The sequence below is a fragment of the Bacillus pretiosus genome, assembly GCF_051294775.1.
Taxonomy (GTDB): Bacteria; Bacillota; Bacilli; order Bacillales; family Bacillaceae_G; genus Bacillus_A; species Bacillus_A wiedmannii.
In genome coordinates this window covers 1-20,115 of the sequence record NZ_JBPPHF010000012.1, presented here as the reverse complement: position 1 = coordinate 20,115, position 20,115 = coordinate 1, and the positions used below count along the sequence as shown (strand labels likewise).

The window sequence follows — 20,115 nt, the reverse complement described above, 5'->3', positions numbered from 1 at the left end:
TACGTGGATAATGGTTACTCACCTATGTCTTCTAATCAACAAAATGTTTCGGTAGAGCATGATGTTATTATGCGTGGCAGGCGTGTAATTGATATTACCGGTGTAAAGCAGGTAGAGAGTTTTGATAGCGAGGAGTTTTTACTTGAGACCGTAATGGGTTTTTTAACAATTCGTGGTCAAAATTTGCAAATGAAAAATTTAGATGTAGAAAAAGGTGTTGTATCGATTAAAGGGAAAGTTCATGAGATGCTGTATATTGATGAGAATCAAGGGGAGAAAACTAAAGGATTCTTTAGTAAGTTGTTTAAATGAGCCTAACAATTCAGTTGTATACGATGCTCTCAATGATCGGAATGGGTGCTTGGATTGGAGCGTCTTTAGATACATACCAACGATTTTTAAAGCGGCAAGAACGTAAACGTTGGCTTGTATTTATTCATGATATACTATTTTGGATTGTCCAAGCATTATTCGTTTTTTATGTACTGCTTCTTGTAAATGAAGCTGAACTACGTATATATGTATTTTTGGCATTATTATGTGGTTTTGCGGCATATCAAAGCTTATTGAAAGCAATATACATGAGACTGTTAAATTTTCTCATCTATATTTTTATGCAAACAACACACTTTTTTGTTCAAATTATAAAGCTACTCATGATAAAACCTGTTATTATTATAGCGCAGCTATTTATTGCATTTATATTATTCTTATTTCGTATACTGCTTTCAATTGGACATGTGTTATGGAAAATGGTGATTTGGATATTACTTTTCATATGGAAAGTTTTTTTCTGGCCTGTTCGATTTATTGCTTCGCTCATATGGAAACTTCTCCCTAATCGTGTTAAACTTTTTATAATGAAACATGTAGGGTTCCTGCAATATATAGCAAAATTGAAGGGACACATCTTCCAATTATGGGGGCGTATAAAAAAGAAGTTAGGGGGACCTCGGAAATGAGGGAACTGAGACAAAGAACAATCGAAAAACAGAGTCCAAATCCTGTTAAAGAGCATATAATACAAACGGATGAGAACAGGAAGCGACTTTATCGCCGTTTAGCGGTTTTTCTTGTCTTTGCTTTTACAATTATTGCGAGTATTAGTGTAACGTTTTATCAACAAAACAGTTCCATTAGAGCAAAAGAAGCAAAAGTTAAGGACATGAAAAAAGAACTGGATTCATTAACGAATAAAGAAAAGAGTCTAAAAGACGAAGTTCAAAAGTTGAATGATGAAGAGTACGTATTAAAGATTGCTAGAAGGGATTATTTCTTCTCTGGAAAAGGGGAGATAATTTTTCCTGTTTCTAAGTAGAGTATGTCTTATTGACACTATATTTTAGGATTATATATAATAAAGTAAAATTTGACTTTTTAACCACTAAGGAGGAGCATTTTTTTTATGTCAATCGAGGTAGGCAGCAAGTTACAGGGTAAAGTAACAGGTATTACAAATTTTGGGGCTTTTGTGGAGCTGCCAGAAGGCTTAACGGGTCTTGTTCATATTAGTGAAGTTGCTGATAATTATGTGAAAGATATTAACGATCACTTAAAAGTGGGCGACCAAGTAGAAGTAAAAGTTATTAACGTTGAAAAAGATGGTAAGATCGGTCTATCTATTAAAAAAGCGAAAGAGCGTGAAAAAACAGAAGGAGATCGTCCACGTGGTGAATACCAACGCGGTGGCGGTGGCGATCAACAACGTTCTGGACGTCCACAACGTAATCGTTCTTTCAACAGAGATAACCGTGGCGGCGGTAACGAACGAGCTCCAAAAGAAACATTCGAGCAAAAGATGGCACGTTTCTTAAAGGACAGTGAAGATCGTTTAACTTCTTTAAAGCGTAACACAGAATCTAAACGTGGTGGCCGTGGCGCACGTCGCGGATAATAAGAACGTTTAATTCTTAGCATATAGAGAGGTACCCAGGGCGATTGCTCGGGGTGCTTTTTTATATGTGAAAATATATTTTTAAAAAAGTTTTCAAGATGTGTTGACTTTAAAATATATCTGAGGTAAGATACTAATTGTCCGTTAAATAAGACGACATGGCGGTGTAGCTCAGCTGGCTAGAGCGTACGGTTCATACCCGTGAGGTCGGGGGTTCGATCCCCTCCGCCGCTATATTTAATTTAACGGCCCGTTGGTCAAGTGGTTAAGACACCGCCCTTTCACGGCGGTAACACGGGTTCGAATCCCGTACGGGTCATCCTAAAAAGATCATGCAAATTTGCATGATCTTTTTTTGTTAAATAAATTAAGACATACAACACTTCTACAAAATCACCCTATATTTTCTGAATGTTCAATTAAAATAGTGAGAATAAATTACATACCGTGTATATATGTAGAGTTATTTCGAATAAAAAGTCGAACGATTATAAAAGTGAAAACTGTTGTTTTGACAAAAATCCCAATAATCATCTTTTATAATGACAGTAATTAAACTATGCAGGTGGTGTTAAAAATATGCCTAAAGCAGGAAGGAATACTATGAATACAAGTGCATTGGCAATGAATGAGGGTCAGCTTGGAGCAGTAAAGTGGACGAGTAAGTTGCGAATGAAGTTTGAACAGGTTTTCTTTAGATGGGGATTTATTATTGTTGTTATTGGTTTTCTTTTGGGACGAGCATATATATTAACAAACATTTTACCGTTTGCACTGCCGTTTTTTGCTGCTGTTTATGTTATGAAGCGGGATAAAATGCCGCTCGCGTTCTTGGCTCTTATGGGGGGCGCACTTTCAGTTTCGATAGATAATTTATTCTTTACCTTTGCATCTATTTTTACTTTCTTCATTTATAATATCTTCTTTAGTCGGTTTACACGTAAAACTGTTGGACTTGTTCCATTCCAAGTATTTATCTCCGCATTAACCGCACATTTAGTTGTCGTATATTTCGCACAACAAACTGTCACCATGTACGATTTACTCGTTAGTACGATTGAGGCAGGGCTTAGCTTCGTATTAACTATGATATTTTTACAAAGTGTTCCGCTTTTAGTAGAACGAAAAGGTAAACAACAAGCGCTAGAGACAGAAGAAATTGTTTGTTTAATTATATTACTAGCATCTGTTTTAACAGGGACAACAGATTGGTTTGTATATGACGCTTCTATTCAACATATTTTTACTAGGTATTTAGTGCTCGTGTTTGCATTTATTGCGGGGGCTGCTACAGGATCTACAGTGGGGGTCGTCACTGGATTAATATTAAGTTTAGCCAATGTCTCCAGTTTGTCTCAACTTAGTCTACTTGCTTTTTCTGGGTTGCTTGGTGGTTTGTTAAAAGAAGGGAAGCGTTTAGGTGTTAGTTTAGGTTTATTAATTGGGACGAGCTTGATTACGCTATATGTAGACAAGCAAACAAACATTGTGACAACTTTAATTGAATCTGGTGTGGCGATTATGTTCTTCTTATTAACACCGAAACTTGTTATGGATCGTATTGCTAAATTCATGCCAGGCACACAGGAACATTCGCAAGATCAACAACAGTATTTAAGAAGGATGCGTGATGTTACAGCGAATAAAATTAATCAATTTGCCAATGTATTTGCTGCTTTATCTAATAGCTTTTCTGTATATGGATATGTGGAGGAGGAAGATAAAGAGACAGAAGCTGATTTGTTCTTAAGTACAATTACTGCAAAAACATGTCAAACATGCTTTAAAAAGGACCAATGCTGGGTAGTTAATTTCGACAAAACGTACGATTATATGAAACAAATAATGAGTGAAACGGAAGAGGGGACGTTGCAGCATAATCGGAAGTTAGTTCGTGAATGGGACAAGCATTGTGTGAGAGGGAAGAAAGTGACGGATTTAGTAGCGGGTGAATTAGATCACTTCTATGAAGGACAAAAATTACGAAAACAAATGAAAGAAAACCGTAGAATAGTAGCGGAGCAACTATTAGGTGTATCAAAAGTTATGGAGGATTTTGCTAAGGAGATCCAAAGAGAACGAGAAAATCATCAAGTGCAGGAAGAACAGATTATGCAAGCGTTTCGTGATTTTGGCGTAGAAGTAGAGCATGTTGATATATATTGTTTAGATAGAGGAAGTATTGATATTGAAATGTTGATTCCAGTTGCATCTAATGAACATGGAGAATGTGAAAAGTTAGTTGCGCCGATGCTTTCTGACATTCTAAAGGAAAATATTGTTGTTAAACATGAAGAAAAATCTTCTTATCCGAACGGCCACAGCTTAATATCATTTGGTTCGGCAAAAACGTATTCTCTTGATACTGGGTTGGCCACAGCTGCAAAAGGCGGTGGGTTTGTTTCTGGTGACTCTTATGCGATGATGGATTTAAGTGTTGGTAAATATGCGCTTGCAATTAGTGATGGTATGGGAAATGGGCAAAGAGCTCATATGGAGAGTAAAGAAACGGTAAAATTATTACAAAAAATACTTCAATCAGGCATTGATGAGGAAATAGCGATTAAATCTATCAATTCTATTCTTTCTTTAAGAACAACAGAAGAGATGTTTACGACGTTAGATTTAGCTATGGTGGATTTACGGGATGCGAGTGCGAAATTTTTAAAGATTGGATCGACGCCGAGTTTTGTTAAACGCGCGAACAATATTTTGAAAATTGAGGCAAGTAATTTGCCGATGGGCATTATTGAGGATGTTGAAGTTGATGTAGTAGGTGAACAATTAAAAACGGGCGATATCCTTATTATGATGAGCGATGGGATTTTCGAGGGAGCGCAACATGTAGAAAATCATGAACTATGGATGAAACGAAAAATTAAAGAATTACAAACCGAAGATCCGCAAGAAATTGCTGATATCATTATGGAAGAGGTGATTCGCTCTTGTGATGGTTATATAAATGATGATATGACTATCGTTGTGGCGAAAGTGAAGAAAAATATGCCGAAGTGGGCTACGATTCCAATTGTAGGAATGCAGGCACAATAAATTTTAAGTGTGATGTTTCTTTATCACTGTTTCTTTCTAAAAACCTAGGTGGATGCCTAGGTTTTTTTACTTTAAAAGATAATGTTATTACTTTTGTGAATATGTACGGATGATGTAAGATAAAAATGTAATTTTTGTATATCTTTTTTTTGCACAATGTTTGTAAAAGTTGTACCATTATAAACAAGGTAACTAACGTTGCTGTTCTTGTTTAATGAAAGGTGATTACGAAGTTGAAAGATACATTTGTTGAAAAGGTAGATGACTTTGTAAAGCAGCATGATGTATTAAAGGAACGTTCAACAATTGTTGTAGGGGTTTCTGGTGGTCCTGACTCTTTGGCTCTTCTATATTATTTGTTAGAAAAAAGAGCAGCAAAACAGTTCGAAATTGTAGTGGCACATGTGGACCATATGTTTAGAGGTGATGAATCTCATGAGGACCTACAGTTTGTGCAGGACCTTTGTAAAGGGCTGGGAGTTATTTGCGAAACGATAAGGATTAATGTGTCGCAATATCAACAGCAACACGGAATGAATGCACAGGTTGCTGCTAGAGAATGCAGATATGCATTTTTGGAAAGAATAATGAAGAAATATGATGCGAGATATGTAGCTCTTGGACATCATGGTGATGATCAAGTAGAGACGATTTTAATGCGCCTTGTACGAGGGAGTACTCCGAAAGGATATGCAGGAATTGCAGTGAAGCGTCCTTTTCATAATGGATATTTAATTAGGCCGTTACTTGGAGTAACGAAGGAAGAGATTGTTGATTACTGTAATAAGCTAAAAATAATTCCCCGTATAGATCCAAGTAATAAAAAGGAAGTATATACAAGGAATCGATTACGCAAATATGTTCTTCCTCATTTGAAAGAAGAAAATTCACAAGTGCATGAGAAATTCCAAAAATTTAGCATGCAGATGCAAGAGGATGAGGCATATTTGCAGGAATTAGCTTTTGAGAAAATGAATAAAGTAATTACAAAAAAAAGTGATAAACAAATTAGCTTATCAATTCCTGCCTTTGAATCCATGTCTATGCCTTTACAAAGAAGAGGGATTCAACTAATATTAAACTATCTTTATGAATATAAGATTCCATCTTCTCTTTCCTCTATACATATTGACAAAGTGATCGAGTTTTTTAAGCGGACACAACCTTCGGGTTCACTTGATTTCCCAGGTGATTTAAAAATTGTTCGCGCATACGAGGAGTGCAGCTTTGGATTTAAACAAGAAATTGTTTCTCCTTTTTTACAAGATTTATCAGTGCCCGGGACAATTACGCTATCGAACGGGGATAAGCTTGTAACAGAGGTGAGCGAAGACATACCAAGTAACATGAATGAAACAGTATTTGTTGCTAAGTATAATGATATATCATATCCACTTCGTATTCGTTCTAGAGAAAATGGAGATCGCATGTCAATACAAGGTATGAATGGCACAAAAAAGATAAAAACTATTTTTATCGAAGCAAAAGTACCAAGAGAAAAAAGAGAAGAATGGCCGGTCGTTTGTGATGCAAGTGGGAATATTATTTGGGTACCCTTGTTGAAGCGATCTGCATTTGCTATCTCGAAAGAGGCGGCAAAGAAGGATAAATATATGATTATTCACTACAAAAGCAAGGAGTCTTCCGGGAGGATAATGAAATGATGAATCAAGATATCGAAAAAGTATTAATTTCTGAAGAACAAATACAAGAAAAGGTGCGCGAATTAGGTGCGGTTATTGCAGAGGATTATAAAAACACAATACCTCTTGCGATTGGTGTATTAAAGGGCGCAATGCCATTCATGGCAGATTTATTAAAGAGAACAGATACATATCTTGAAATGGATTTTATGGCTGTATCTAGTTACGGTCACTCTACTGTTTCAACAGGCGAAGTGAAAATTTTAAAAGACCTTGATACTTCTGTAGAGGGTCGCGATATTTTAATCGTTGAAGATATTATTGATAGCGGTCTTACGCTAAGTTACTTAGTAGACCTATTCAAATATCGTAAAGCGAAGTCTGTAAAAATTGTTACGTTATTAGATAAGCCGACAGGCCGTAAGGTAGATTTGAAAGCGGATTATGTTGGGTTTACTGTTCCACATGAATTTGTTGTAGGGTATGGATTAGATTATAAAGAGCAGTACCGTAATCTTCCTTATGTAGGAGTATTAAAACCAAGTGTTTACTCAAATTAATTAAATGCAGGCGTCACAATTGTATAGGAAAGTTTTTCTATGTTACGATTTACTATAGTGTTTATGCCGTGAGAGGAGGTTAGGAATGAATCGTATCTTCCGTAATACCATCTTTTATTTACTGATATTCCTAGTAGTAATTGGAATCGTGAGCTATTTTAATGGTTCGACACAAAAAACGACATCAGTTAGCTACGATAAATTCATTACTAAACTAGAAAAAGGTGAAGTGCGTAATGTGCAACTTCAACCGAAAAATGGTGTATTTGAGGTAAAAGGACAATTTAACAACTCTAGCCAAGGAGAACAATTTGTTACTTATGCACCAAATACTGAGGAATTACAAAAGAAAATTAATGACAAAGCGCAAGGTGCTGAAGTTAAGTATCAACCAGCAGAAGAAACAAGTGCTTGGGTAACGTTCTTTACTTCTATCATTCCGTTCGTCATTATCTTCATTTTATTCTTCTTCTTATTAAACCAGGCTCAGGGCGGCGGTAGCCGTGTTATGAACTTCGGGAAAAGTAAGGCGAAGTTATATAATGACGAAAAGAAAAAAGTTCGTTTCCGAGATGTTGCTGGAGCGGATGAAGAGAAACAAGAGCTTGTTGAGGTAGTTGAATTCTTGAAAGATCCTCGTAAGTTCGCTGAAGTTGGTGCCCGTATTCCGAAGGGTGTTCTATTAGTAGGACCTCCAGGTACAGGTAAAACTTTACTAGCACGTGCCGTTGCAGGTGAGGCAGGCGTTCCATTCTTCTCTATCAGTGGTTCTGATTTCGTAGAGATGTTCGTCGGTGTCGGTGCATCACGTGTACGTGATTTATTCGAAAATGCAAAGAAAAATGCTCCTTGTATCATTTTCATTGATGAAATTGATGCGGTAGGACGTCAACGTGGCGCAGGTCTTGGTGGTGGCCATGATGAGCGTGAGCAAACGTTGAACCAATTACTTGTTGAAATGGATGGATTCGGTGCAAACGAAGGTATTATTATCATCGCTGCAACAAACCGTCCTGATATTCTTGATCCAGCGTTATTACGTCCAGGTCGTTTTGACCGTCAAATTACAGTAGATCGTCCAGATGTAAATGGCCGTGAAGCTGTGCTGAAAGTACATGCTCGTAATAAACCGCTTGATGATCATATCAACTTAAGAGCAATTGCAACTCGTACACCAGGGTTCTCTGGTGCGGATCTTGAAAACTTATTAAACGAAGCTGCTTTAGTGGCTGCGCGTCAAGATAAGAAGAAAATTGATATGAGTGACATTGATGAAGCAACGGATCGTGTTATTGCAGGTCCAGCTAAGAAAAGTCGTGTCATCTCTGAAAAAGAACGTAATATCGTTGCATTCCATGAAGCTGGCCATACTGTAATTGGTGTTGTCCTTGATGAAGCAGATATCGTTCATAAAGTAACAATTGTCCCTCGTGGTCAAGCTGGTGGATATGCAGTAATGCTTCCGAAAGAAGATCGTTACTTCATGACAAAACCAGAGTTACTTGATAAAATCACTGGTTTACTTGGTGGTCGAGTAGCTGAAGAGATTGTGTTTGGTGAAGCAAGTACAGGTGCTCACAACGACTTCCAACGTGCGACTGGTATTGCAAGACGTATGGTTACGGAATTCGGTATGAGTGATAAGCTTGGACCGATGCAATTCGGTAGCTCACAAGGTGGTCAAGTGTTCTTAGGAAGAGACTTCCATTCAGAACAAAACTACAGTGATGCAATTGCACATGAAATCGATGTGGAAATGCAAACTATTATAAAAGAATGTTATGCTCGCGCGAAACAAATTCTTACTGAAAAACGTGATAAGCTAGATATTATTGCGAAAACGTTACTTGAAGTAGAAACGTTAGATGCAGAGCAAATCAATCATTTATATGATTACGGCAGATTGCCAGAGCGTCCAACATCTTCAGATGATGTGAAAGTAAACATCAATATGAAGAAGGACGATGAGGAATCAGAAGATAAGTAAGAGATGAAGGAGTGACGATGGTCACTCCTTTTTTTATTTGTGGAACGAAATGAAGTAGAAAAAAATTTAAGTAAATCTGGTATTAAAAATTGAAATAGAGCGTAATCTTTTTGTAAAATGATGAGGATAGAAAAGCTGATTATATAAGTATGTGTGATATGATGTTTTTATAAGTTTTATACATACTGCACAAATATAGATTAAATAAGATAAGTGGTGAGAATATGATTTTTGTATTGGATGTAGGGAACACAAATGCTGTGCTAGGCGTGTTTGAAGAGGGGGAACTTCGTCAACATTGGCGCATGGAAACAGATCGTCATAAGACAGAAGATGAATATGGAATGCTTGTAAAGCAGTTGCTTGAGCATGAAGGTCTTTCGTTTGAAGATGTGAAAGGTATTATCGTGTCTTCAGTCGTACCACCAATTATGTTTGCATTAGAGCGCATGTGTGAAAAGTATTTTAAAATTAAACCGCTTGTAGTAGGTCCTGGAATAAAAACGGGGCTAAATATTAAATATGAAAATCCACGTGAAGTAGGCGCGGACCGAATTGTAAATGCGGTAGCAGGAATCCACTTGTATGGAAGTCCGCTTATTATTGTCGATTTCGGTACGGCTACTACATATTGTTATATTAACGAAGAAAAGCATTATATGGGTGGAGTTATTACGCCGGGAATTATGATTTCAGCAGAGGCTTTATATAGTAGAGCGGCAAAACTTCCTCGTATTGAAATTACAAAACCAAGCAGTGTTGTTGGAAAGAATACGGTAAGTGCAATGCAATCTGGTATTCTTTATGGTTATGTTGGACAAGTGGAAGGTATTGTTAAGCGTATGAAAGAGGAAGCTAAACAAGAACCGAAAGTTATTGCAACAGGTGGATTGGCGAAATTAATTTCAGAAGAATCGAATGTAATTGACGTTGTAGATCCATTTTTAACATTAAAAGGTTTGTATATGTTATACGAGCGTAATGCAAATTTACAGCATGAGAAAGGTGAATAAATGAGTATGAAAGATTATTTAGTAAAAGCGTTAGCATTTGATGGAGAAGTGCGTGCATATAGTGTGCGTACTACAAACACGGTAAGTGAGGCGCAAAGACGTCATGATACATGGAGAACAGCTTCGGCGGCACTTGGTCGTTCTTTAACTGCAGGTACAATGATGGGCGCGATGTTAAAAGGTGACCAAAAGTTAACGATTAAGGTAGAAGGTAATGGTCCGATTGGTCCTATCTTAGTAGATGCTCATGCAAATGGGGATGTACGTGGTTATGTAACGAATCCACATGTTGATTTTGAAGGAACGGAACAAGGGAAATTACGTGTATATCAAGCGGTAGGTACTGAGGGATTTGTAACAGTAATTAAAGATATTGGTATGCGTGAGCCGTTTATTGGTCAATCTCCAATTGTTTCAGGAGAATTAGGGGAAGACTTCACGTATTATTTTGCAGTTTCTGAGCAAACACCTTCTTCTGTAGGAGTTGGCGTTCTTGTAAATGGAGATGACAGCGTATTAGCGGCAGGTGGATTTATCCTTCAAATTATGCCAGGTGCACAGGAAGAAACAATTTCATTCATTGAAGATCGTTTGCAGAAGATTCCTCCTGTATCAACGTTAATTGAACAAGGGCTTTCTCCAGAAGAGTTACTGTATGCAGTTCTTGGAGAAGATAAAGTGAAAGTGTTAGAAACGATGGATGTTCAATTTAATTGCACATGCTCACGCGAACGTATTGAGAGTGTGTTAATTAGTTTAGGTAAAACAGAGTTAGAGCAAATTCGCGAAGAAGAAGAAGAGACAGAAGTTCATTGTCATTTCTGTAATGAGCGATACAAGTTCTCTAAAGAAGATATTACAAATTTAATTGAGAGTTTGTAATAAGGGAAGTGAGGGAATCCACCCTCTAAATAGATTGACAAACAGGGAATTTTCTGACAAAATCTAAATATAGATAAAACCAATAAAAATACTCGGTGTTAGGAGTGACAGGAATGCGAGTGGCACAATCAGTTTCAGAATTAATCGGGAAAACGCCGATCGTTAAGTTGAACCGCATCGTAGAATCAAACAGCGCAGATATATACTTAAAATTAGAATTTATGAATCCAGGGAGCAGTGTTAAAGATCGTATTGCATTAGCTATGATTGAAGATGCTGAAAAAAAAGGATTATTAAAAGAAGGCGATACAATCATTGAGCCAACAAGTGGTAACACAGGAATTGGTTTAGCGATGGTAGCGGCTGCTAAAGGATATAAGGCAATTTTAGTAATGCCAGAAACAATGAGTATTGAGCGTCGTAATTTATTACGTGCTTACGGTGCGGAATTAGTATTGACTCCAGGGCCTGAAGGAATGGGTGGAGCGATTCGTCAAGCGACTGAATTAGCAAAAGAGCATGGCTACTTTATACCACAACAGTTCAAAAACCAATCGAATCCAGAAATTCATCGTTTAACAACAGGGCCAGAAATTGTTGAACAAATGGGTGACCAATTAGATGCGTTTATTGCAGGTATTGGTACAGGTGGAACGATTACTGGTGCTGGTGAAGTGCTGAAGGAAGCGTATAAAGATATTAAAATTTATGCAGTAGAACCTGCGGATTCACCAGTACTATCTGGTGGGAAACCGGGTCCACATAAAATCCAAGGAATCGGTGCGGGATTCATCCCAGAGACATTGGATGTAGAGGTATATGATGAAATTATTCAAGTAAAAGCAGAGCAAGCATTTGAATATGCAAGAAGAGTGGCTAAAGAGGAAGGTATTTTAGTGGGTATCTCTTCTGGAGCAGTTATTTATGCAGCAATAGAAATTGCGAAAAAGTTAGGTAAAGGGAAAAAGGTACTTGTTATTATCCCAAGTAACGGTGAACGTTATTTAAGTACACCGCTTTATCAATTTGAGTCTTAATTATATGTGATTGAAAAAGCATCCTTGAAAAGGATGCTTTTTCTTTTTGGATTGGAAATAGGAAAAGAGTGAATGACTAGAAAACTTCATGTAAAATAAGAGGTAGTATAATTAATTTATTTTCACTAGCCTTCGAGTATAACCACTTTATATATATAACGAATGTAGTTTGAGGTGGTTAATCTAAGAGGGTGGGATAAAAGAAGACGGGGTGTTGATATGCAACGAAGAAAATCTTTAGCGCTTTCTATTCCATATCAGTTAGATTTCTTTAAGCAGTATAAATTTCTTTCTAAGGATAAACCGCAACATATTTTGTTAGAGAGTGGACGTGGCGGTCGTTATAACATTGTGGGGTTGAACCCAGTAGCGGTAATCCGAGGGAAGGGTGAAACGTTACATATAAGCGAAAGTGGTAAGGAAACAATAAAACAAGGAAACCCATTAGATTTAATGCAGGAATATATGGAGCGATGGAAAACGGACTATAATCCGGAATACCCTCCATTTCAAGGTGGTGCAATTGGTTACTTTAGTTATGATTGCATCCGTTATATTGAAAAACTTCCTTCCCATGCGGAGGATGACATTAATATACCTGATATATTCTTTTTATTATTTGATGATGTGTTTGTTTATGATCAAAAAGAAAAAGTATTATGGATTATTACACATTATGTAGATAAGCATGAAGAGGCAAAAGAGCGATTAAATGCATGGAAGATTCTTTGGGCGACAGAAGCGCCAGAAGTGAATATACCTTTTGCATGCCCTGAAGAGAAAAGTGAAACAGTTGCTTTTACAGAAGAAAGTTTTATGAAGGCAGTTGAATGTATTCAAGAATATATTGGGGCTGGTGATGTGTTCCAAGTAAACTTGTCGACAAGGCAAGAAAGAACGTTACAAACACACCCACTAGAAATCTATACAAGTCTTCGTGAGATTAATCCATCTCCATATATGGGTTACTTGGAGCTCGGGGATTTTCAAATTGTTAGTGGATCGCCAGAGTTGCTAATTAAGAAAGAGGGAACCGAAGTAAGTACAAGACCGATTGCTGGAACGAGATCTAGGGGGGCGAATGAGCAAGAGGATGAAGAATTAGCAAAAGAATTAATTGAGAATGAAAAAGAAAGAGCAGAGCACGTCATGCTTGTGGATTTAGAACGAAATGATTTAGGGCGTGTTTGTAAATATGGCACTGTAGAAGTAGATGAATTTATGGTAATTGAGAAATACTCACATGTTATGCATATTGTTTCTAATGTGCGTGGTGAGGTGGAAGAAGATAAAGATGCTTTTGATTTAGTGAAGGCTGTATTCCCTGGGGGAACAATTACTGGTGCCCCGAAAATACGTACGATGGAAATTATTGAAGAATTAGAACCTGTTCGCCGAGGGATTTACACAGGTTCAATCGGGTGGATCGGTTATTCTGGAGATACAGAATTGAATATTGTAATTAGAACACTGCTTGCTAAAGATGGAAAAGCGCATGTACAAGCAGGAGCGGGAATTGTAATTGATTCGAATCCGGAAAATGAATATAAAGAGTCGTTAAAAAAGGCGATTGCTTTATGGCGTGCAAAAGAACGTAGCGAAGAAACGGTTAGGTGAGAGAAATGATATTAATGATTGATAATTATGATTCTTTTACATTTAATTTAGTGCAGTTTCTTGGAGAACTTGGACAAGAGCTTGTTGTTAAACGTAACGATGGAGTGACTATTTCAGATATTGAGAATATGAAACCAGACTTTTTAATGATTTCGCCAGGTCCGTGTAGTCCTAATGAAGCAGGTATTAGTATGGAGGTTATTCAATACTTTGCTGGAAAGATTCCGATTTTTGGGGTTTGTCTTGGACATCAATCCATTGCACAAGTGTTTGGCGGAGAGGTTATACGTGCGGAGCGCTTAATGCATGGGAAAACGTCGCTTATGCATCATGACGGAAAGACGATTTTTTCGGATATCCCTAATCCGTTTACTGCGACACGTTATCATTCCCTTATCGTTAAGAAAGAGACGTTACCTGATTGCTTAGAGGTAACATCTTGGACAGAAGAAGGGGAAATTATGGCGCTCCGTCATACAACATTACCGATTGAAGGTGTACAGTTCCATCCAGAATCAATTATGACTTCCCACGGGAAAGAGTTGTTGCAGAATTTCATTCGTAAATACAGCCCAAGTGTGACATCGTGTTAATTTACGTAAATGGTGAGTATGTAGAAGCAAGTGAAGCGAGAATTTCTCCTTATGATCATGGTTATTTATATGGTCTTGGAGTTTTTGAGACATTTCGTATTTATAATGGTCATCCTTTCTTATTGGATGATCATTATGACCGTTTAATAGATGCGCTGGATACATTGCAAATTAAATGGACAATGACGAAAGATGAAGTACTGCTTATTTTGAAGAATTTACTCGTTAAGAATGAATTAGAGCATGCATATGTACGTTTTAATGTATCAGCGGGTATAGATGAAATTGGATTGCAAACGGAAATGTATGAAGAGCCGTCTGTTATTGTTTTTATAAAACCTTTAGCAGCCCCCGAAGATGTAGTGGAAAAAGAAGGGGTTGTTTTAAAACAAGTGCGAAATACACCAGAGGGTGCGTCTCGCTTAAAGTCTCATCATTATTTAAATAACATTTTAGGAAAACGTGAAATTGGAAATGTTGTGAACAAGGAAGGTATTTTCCTTACTGAAACAGGTTATGTTGCAGAGGGTATTGTTTCGAATCTCTTTTTCGTGAAAGGTGATATTTTGTATACACCTTCGCTAAAAACAGGGATTTTAAATGGTATCACTCGTGCGTTTATTATAAAGGTTGCTGAAGAGCTGGGCATCGAAGTAAAGGAAGGTTTCTTTACAAAAGATGAATTACTTTCAGCTGATGAAGTCTTCGTAACAAACTCGATTCAAGAAATTGTCCCGCTTTATCATATAGAGGGACGAGATTTCCCGGGTAAAGTAGGTATGGTCACAAAAAGATTTATGAGTCTTTATGAAATGCAGAGAGAGAAATTGTGGAGCAGAAATGAATTGCGAAGAGGAGATGTGTAGTTTGAAGTGGGATTATGATTTGCGCTGCGGCGAATATACATTGAACTTAAATGAAAAAACTTTAATTATGGGGATTTTAAATGTAACACCAGATTCGTTTTCTGATGGTGGGAGTTACAACGAGGTAGAGGCTGCGGTGCGCCATGCGAAAGAAATGCGAGATGAAGGTGCTCATATTATTGATATCGGCGGTGAATCTACTCGCCCGGGTTTTGCTAAAGTATCGGTGGAAGAAGAAATAAAGCGAGTTGTTCCGATGATTCAGGCAGTTGCAAAAGAAGTGGAATTGCCTATTTCTATCGACACGTATAAAGCTGAAGTTGCAAAACAAGCAATCGAAGCTGGCGCTCATATTATTAATGACGTTTGGGGAGCGAAGGCGGAACCAAAAATCGCTGAAGTTGCAGCTCATTATGATGTACCTATTATCTTGATGCATAATCGCGATAACATGAATTACCGCAATTTAATGGCTGATATGATTGCTGATTTATATGAAAGCATCAAAATTGCTAAAGATGCTGGCGTGCGAGATGAGAATATCATTTTAGACCCAGGCATCGGTTTTGCTAAAACACCTGAACAAAATTTAGAAGCGATGCGTAATTTAGAACAGTTAAACGTACTGGGTTATCCAGTCCTCTTAGGTACTTCAAGAAAGTCCTTTATTGGACATGTGTTAGATTTACCGGTAGAGGAACGTCTTGAGGGAACAGGAGCTACCGTTTGTCTCGGCATTGAAAAGGGTTGTGAGTTTGTTCGTGTTCATGATGTGAAGGAAATGGCACGTATGGCTAAGATGATGGATGCGATGATTGGTAAGGGGGTAAAGTAATTGGATAAAATTTATGTTCATGATATGGAGTTTTACGGTTATCATGGTGTATTCCCAGAGGAAAATAAATTGGGTCAGAGATTTAAAGTGGACTTAACGGTGGAGTTGGATTTGAAACAGGCAGGAGAAAGTGATGACTTAGAGCATTCTGTCAATTATGGAGAGCTTTTCGAGTTATGTAGAAAAGTTGTTGAAGATAGAACGTATAAGCTTGTAGAGAGTATCGCTGAAAATATTGCTGCAGATATATTAAAACAATATGAGAGTATTTTCCGTTGTACAATTAAAGTAATTAAACCAGATCCGCCGATACCTGGGCATTATCGTGCTGTAGCAGTGGAAATTACGAGAGAACGTCCATGAATAATATAGCTTACATTGCATTAGGTTCAAATATCGGAGAACGTTATACGTATTTAACTGAAGCGATTCAGTTTTTAAACAAAAACCCATATATCCAAGTTAACGATATTTCATCTGTATATGAAACAGAGCCAGTTGGCTATACTGACCAAAGTTGCTTTTTAAATTTAGTTATAAAAATTTCTACCAATTTATCACCGCAAGAATTATTGAAAATTACACAAAGAGTAGAGAATGATTTAGGAAGAAAAAGGGAAATTAGATGGGGTCCGAGGACCATCGACCTTGACATTTTACTATATAATCAAGAAAATATTGAAGCAGAGAATCTTATTGTTCCGCATCCGCGGATGTTCGAAAGAGCTTTTGTTATCGTTCCGTTGTTAGAGATTAATCAAGATATAAAACACAACATTTCACGTTCACAAGTAGAAGAAATGAAAAGGCGAGAGGGAGTAACGGTATGGAAGCAGAAAAATGGGGAAGACGCATTCGTGCTTTTCGAAAGCTAAAAGGTTATACACAAGAAGGTTTTGCGAAAGAGTTAGGGGTATCTGTATCTGTTTTAGGTGAAGTTGAGAGAGGGAATCGATCGCCTTCCCAAGATTTTGTAATGGAAGTTGCTAAGGCATTAAAGGTTTCAGTGGAGGAATTAATGCCGAAGTGACTATGAAGGAAGGAGTAAGTCGAGTGTTAAAGATTGCAAATATTGAGATGAAAAACCCGGTTGTATTAGCACCGATGGCGGGAGTGTGTAACTCTGCATTCCGTTTAACAGTAAAAGAATTTGGTGCAGGTTTAGTTTGTGCTGAAATGGTAAGTGATAAAGCGATATTACTTAATAACAAAAGAACATTAGATATGTTATATATTGATGAAAGAGAAAAGCCATTAAGTTTACAAATTTTTGGTGGAGAGAAAGAAACTCTTGTAGATGCTGCGAAATACGTAGATAAATATACGACAGCAGACATTATTGATATTAATATGGGTTGCCCAGTACCGAAAATCATTAAGTGTGACGCGGGAGCAAAGTGGCTTTTAGACCCAAATAAAATATATGAAATGGTAGCGGCAGTTGTAGATGCTGTTGAAAAGCCGGTTACAGTTAAGATGCGTATTGGTTGGGATGCAGATCATATTTTTGCAATTGAGAATGCAAAAGCTGTTGAGCGTGCTGGCGGACAAGCAGTAGCGGTTCATGGACGTACACGAGTACAAATGTATGAAGGGAAAGCGGATTGGGATATTATTAAACAAGTAAAGCAAGCTGTAAATATCCCGGTTATCGGAAATGGTGATGTCGAAACGCCACAAGATGCAAAGCGTATGCTTGATGAAATTGGTGTAGACGGTGTTATGATTGGTCGCGCTGCCCTTGGGGACCCGTGGATGATTTATCGTACGGTAAAGTATTTGGAAACAGGTGAATTAATGCCGGAACCGACAGTGCGTGAGAAAATTGACGTATGTATGTTGCATCTAGATCGTCTTATCGATTTAAAGAACGAAAATGTCGCTGTAAGAGAGATGAGAAAGCATGCAGCCTGGTATTTAAAGGGTGTTCGTGGTAATGCAACTGTACGTAATGGTATCAATGCTTGTAATACGCGTGAGGACCTTGCGAATGTATTAGGTGCATTTGTAGAAGAAGTAGAAGCGAAACAACAAACAATTCACGTTGGTTAATAATAGATAGGGAAGATTGACATTCTTCTATACACTTCCTATAATTACGTGAAAGAAAGAAGAACTGCCAGCTAGTTGCTGGCAGTTTTTCTAGTTGAGTAGAAAATGCTATACTGTATATATTGTAAAAATTAATAGAGCTGGAGTGATATCAATACCATGGATAACATGAACCACGAAGAATTAAACGACCAATTGCTTGTTCGTCGTGAAAAGTTACATAACTTACGTGAGCAAGGAATCGATCCGTTTGGTAAACGATTTGAACGTACAAATGCAACAAATGACTTATTAAGCTTATATGGAGAGTTCTCTAAAGAAGAATTAGAAGAGAAAGAAATCTCTGTTTCTATCGCTGGTCGTATTATGACAAAACGCGGTAAAGGAAAAGCTGGATTTGCACATATTCAAGATTTACATGGACAAGTTCAAATTTATGTTCGTAAAGATGCTGTTGGAGATGAAGAGTACGAATTATTTAAAACAGCAGATTTAGGTGATTTAGTAGGTATTGAAGGTAAAGTGTTCAAAACGAACGTTGGAGAACTTTCGGTGAAGGCAACGGGCTTTACACTATTAACGAAATCTCTTCGTCCATTACCGGATAAATATCATGGATTAAAAGATGTTGAACAACGCTACCGTCAACGTTACTTAGACTTAATCACAAGTATGGAAAGCCGTGAAACATTCGTTACTCGCAGTAAAATCATTCGTGAAATGAGAAGATACTTAGATGACAATGGTTATCTTGAAGTGGAAACGCCTATGATGCATGCAATTGCAGGTGGAGCTTCTGCGCGTCCTTTCATTACGCACCATAATGCGTTAGATATGGAATTATACATGCGTATCGCAATTGAACTTCATTTAAAACGCCTTATTGTGGGTGGATTAGAAAAAGTTTATGAAATCGGTCGTGTATTCCGTAATGAGGGTGTATCAACTCGTCATAATCCAGAGTTTACAATGATTGAATTATATGAAGCGTATGCTGATTATAAAGATATTATGAAACTAACAGAAAATATGGTTGCGCATATTGCGAAGCAAGTACTAGGTACAACAACAATCCAATATGGTGATTATGAAATTAATCTAGAACCAGAATGGACACGTCTTCATATGGTAGATGCAATCAAGGAACATTCTGGAGCAGATTTCTGGAATCCAATGAGTGTAGAAGAAGCGCGTGAACTTGCAAAAGAACATAATGTAGGTATTAAGGATACGATGGAAGTTGGTCATATTATAAACGAATTCTTCGAACAAAAAGTAGAAGATAAATTAATTCAACCAACATTTATTTACGGTCATCCGGTAGAAATTTCGCCACTTGCGAAAAAGAATGACGAAGATCCACGATTCACAGATCGTTTCGAATTATTTATCGTTGCACGTGAACATGCAAATGCATTCACTGAGCTAAATGATCCGATTGATCAAAAAGAACGCTTTGAAGCGCAATTAAAAGAGCGCGAACAAGGTAATGATGAAGCTCACATGATGGATGATGATTATATTGAAGCTCTTGAGTACGGTATGCCTCCTACAGGTGGGCTAGGAATTGGTATTGATCGTCTTGTTATGTTGTTAACGAATGCACCATCTATTCGTGATGTATTATTATTCCCTGCTATGCGTCATAAACAAGACTAAGCTTTGGAGATTTCTCCAAAGCTTTTTTTATTTGAGTATGAGCTACGTAGGGATAGTAGCTCTTGATGGTGCGAGAAATTATATTTATATAGAAGAAATGTGCTGTTTTTATACTTTTTTACTAAGTTAAAAATTTTATTAGAAAAACTATTGCATTTTAATAATCAAACTGGTATATTTATATTCGTTGCCACGAAAGGTAACAAGCAAAACAAACGAAAAACAACTTATTGAAAAAAGTTGTTGACGAAAATATAACGAAATGTTATATTGATAAAGTCGCTTCTGAGCGGCAGATGAGTTCTTTGAAAACTGAACGAAACAAACAACGTGAAACGTCAATTTTTATTTTTAGATGCTAGACAAACTAACTTTATTGGAGAGTTTGATCCTGGCTCAGGATGAACGCTGGCGGCGTGCCTAATA

At 37.3% G+C, this 20,115-nt stretch carries 20 protein-coding genes and 2 tRNA genes; all 22 read left to right on the top strand.

All coding sequences use genetic code 11. From position 1 onward, the window contains the following. Positions 1-3 precede the first annotated feature (3 nt). The 22 genes from yabP (at position 4) to lysS (ending at position 19,689) form a co-directional block, all read left to right on the top strand. A complete protein-coding gene (gene yabP / locus ACSG5Z_RS28875; protein ID WP_087983741.1) occupies positions 4-312 on the top strand; it encodes a sporulation protein YabP in 309 nt (102 codons plus the stop codon). Beyond that, positions 309-962 (top strand): spore cortex biosynthesis protein YabQ, encoded by a 654-nt coding sequence (gene yabQ, locus ACSG5Z_RS28870; protein WP_000059764.1) that lies wholly within the window; start codon positions 309-311, stop codon positions 960-962. Before yabP ends, yabQ begins: the two co-directional genes overlap by 4 nt. Next, complete coding sequence (gene divIC, locus ACSG5Z_RS28865; protein WP_001208737.1) at positions 959-1,318, top strand: cell division protein DivIC; 360 nt, start codon at positions 959-961, stop codon at positions 1,316-1,318. Before yabQ ends, divIC begins: the two co-directional genes overlap by 4 nt. An 87-nt stretch (positions 1,319-1,405) precedes the next feature. Further along, entirely contained in the window at positions 1,406-1,894 is a 489-nt protein-coding gene (locus ACSG5Z_RS28860) for a S1 domain-containing RNA-binding protein (protein ID WP_000021454.1), read from the top strand. Between the two features lie 160 nt (positions 1,895-2,054). Beyond that, positions 2,055-2,128, top strand: a tRNA-Met gene (locus ACSG5Z_RS28855). A gap of 13 nt (positions 2,129-2,141) precedes the next feature. After that, positions 2,142-2,213 (top strand) — tRNA-Glu (locus tag ACSG5Z_RS28850). Positions 2,214-2,473: 260 nt separating this feature from the next. Beyond that, positions 2,474-4,945, top strand: coding sequence for a stage II sporulation protein E (gene spoIIE / locus ACSG5Z_RS28845; protein ID WP_137012719.1), 2,472 nt, complete (start codon positions 2,474-2,476; stop codon positions 4,943-4,945). A 233-nt stretch (positions 4,946-5,178) separates the two neighbouring features. Further along, on the top strand, positions 5,179-6,609 hold the full coding sequence (gene tilS, locus ACSG5Z_RS28840; protein ID WP_000655443.1) for a tRNA lysidine(34) synthetase TilS: 1,431 nt from the start codon (positions 5,179-5,181) through the stop codon (positions 6,607-6,609). After that, positions 6,606-7,148 carry a hypoxanthine phosphoribosyltransferase gene (hpt, locus tag ACSG5Z_RS28835; protein WP_000981845.1) on the top strand — a complete coding sequence of 181 codons (543 nt, stop codon included), beginning with the start codon at positions 6,606-6,608 and terminating at the stop codon, positions 7,146-7,148. The genes tilS and hpt overlap by 4 nt, the downstream gene beginning before the upstream one ends. Before the next feature lie 85 nt (positions 7,149-7,233). Next, on the top strand, positions 7,234-9,135 hold the full coding sequence (ftsH, locus tag ACSG5Z_RS28830; RefSeq protein WP_001079657.1) for an ATP-dependent zinc metalloprotease FtsH: 1,902 nt from the start codon (positions 7,234-7,236) through the stop codon (positions 9,133-9,135). A 224-nt stretch (positions 9,136-9,359) separates the two neighbouring features. Then, positions 9,360-10,148, top strand: coding sequence for a type III pantothenate kinase (locus ACSG5Z_RS28825; protein WP_000578367.1), 789 nt, complete (start codon positions 9,360-9,362; stop codon positions 10,146-10,148). 6 nt (positions 10,149-10,154) lie between these two features. Then, positions 10,155-11,030, top strand: a complete 876-nt coding sequence (gene hslO / locus ACSG5Z_RS28820; protein ID WP_075313525.1) for a redox-regulated molecular chaperone HslO — start codon at positions 10,155-10,157, stop codon at positions 11,028-11,030. 113 nt (positions 11,031-11,143) lie between these two features. Then, a complete protein-coding gene (cysK, locus tag ACSG5Z_RS28815; protein WP_435712681.1) occupies positions 11,144-12,067 on the top strand; it encodes a cysteine synthase A in 924 nt (307 codons plus the stop codon). A gap of 219 nt (positions 12,068-12,286) precedes the next feature. Further along, positions 12,287-13,684: an aminodeoxychorismate synthase component I gene (gene pabB, locus ACSG5Z_RS28810; protein ID WP_137012715.1), complete on the top strand. Its 1,398-nt coding sequence runs from the start codon at positions 12,287-12,289 to the stop codon at positions 13,682-13,684. A 5-nt stretch (positions 13,685-13,689) separates the two neighbouring features. After that, positions 13,690-14,277, top strand: coding sequence for an aminodeoxychorismate/anthranilate synthase component II (gene pabA / locus ACSG5Z_RS28805; protein WP_087983739.1), 588 nt, complete (start codon positions 13,690-13,692; stop codon positions 14,275-14,277). Beyond that, a complete protein-coding gene (pabC, locus tag ACSG5Z_RS28800) occupies positions 14,271-15,143 on the top strand; it encodes an aminodeoxychorismate lyase (protein WP_000909864.1) in 873 nt (290 codons plus the stop codon). Before pabA ends, pabC begins: the two co-directional genes overlap by 7 nt. Then, positions 15,118-15,978 carry a dihydropteroate synthase gene (gene folP / locus ACSG5Z_RS28795; RefSeq protein WP_048542168.1) on the top strand — a complete coding sequence of 287 codons (861 nt, stop codon included), beginning with the start codon at positions 15,118-15,120 and terminating at the stop codon, positions 15,976-15,978. The genes pabC and folP overlap by 26 nt, the downstream gene beginning before the upstream one ends. Next, positions 15,979-16,341 carry a dihydroneopterin aldolase gene (folB, locus tag ACSG5Z_RS28790; RefSeq protein ID WP_000358076.1) on the top strand — a complete coding sequence of 121 codons (363 nt, stop codon included), beginning with the start codon at positions 15,979-15,981 and terminating at the stop codon, positions 16,339-16,341. Continuing rightward, complete coding sequence (gene folK, locus ACSG5Z_RS28785; protein WP_262751663.1) at positions 16,338-16,853, top strand: 2-amino-4-hydroxy-6-hydroxymethyldihydropteridine diphosphokinase; 516 nt, start codon at positions 16,338-16,340, stop codon at positions 16,851-16,853. Before folB ends, folK begins: the two co-directional genes overlap by 4 nt. Further along, positions 16,805-17,008 (top strand): helix-turn-helix domain-containing protein, encoded by a 204-nt coding sequence (locus ACSG5Z_RS28780; protein WP_262751665.1) that lies wholly within the window; start codon positions 16,805-16,807, stop codon positions 17,006-17,008. The genes folK and ACSG5Z_RS28780 overlap by 49 nt, the downstream gene beginning before the upstream one ends. A 23-nt stretch (positions 17,009-17,031) precedes the next feature. Continuing rightward, positions 17,032-18,030, top strand: a complete 999-nt coding sequence (gene dusB / locus ACSG5Z_RS28775) for a tRNA dihydrouridine synthase DusB (protein WP_000912237.1) — start codon at positions 17,032-17,034, stop codon at positions 18,028-18,030. 159 nt (positions 18,031-18,189) lie between these two features. Next, the gene (gene lysS / locus ACSG5Z_RS28770; RefSeq protein ID WP_000369672.1) at positions 18,190-19,689 is read left to right on the top strand and encodes a lysine--tRNA ligase; all 1,500 of its coding nucleotides are present in this window, start codon (positions 18,190-18,192) and stop codon (positions 19,687-19,689) included. Positions 19,690-20,115 lie beyond the last annotated feature (426 nt).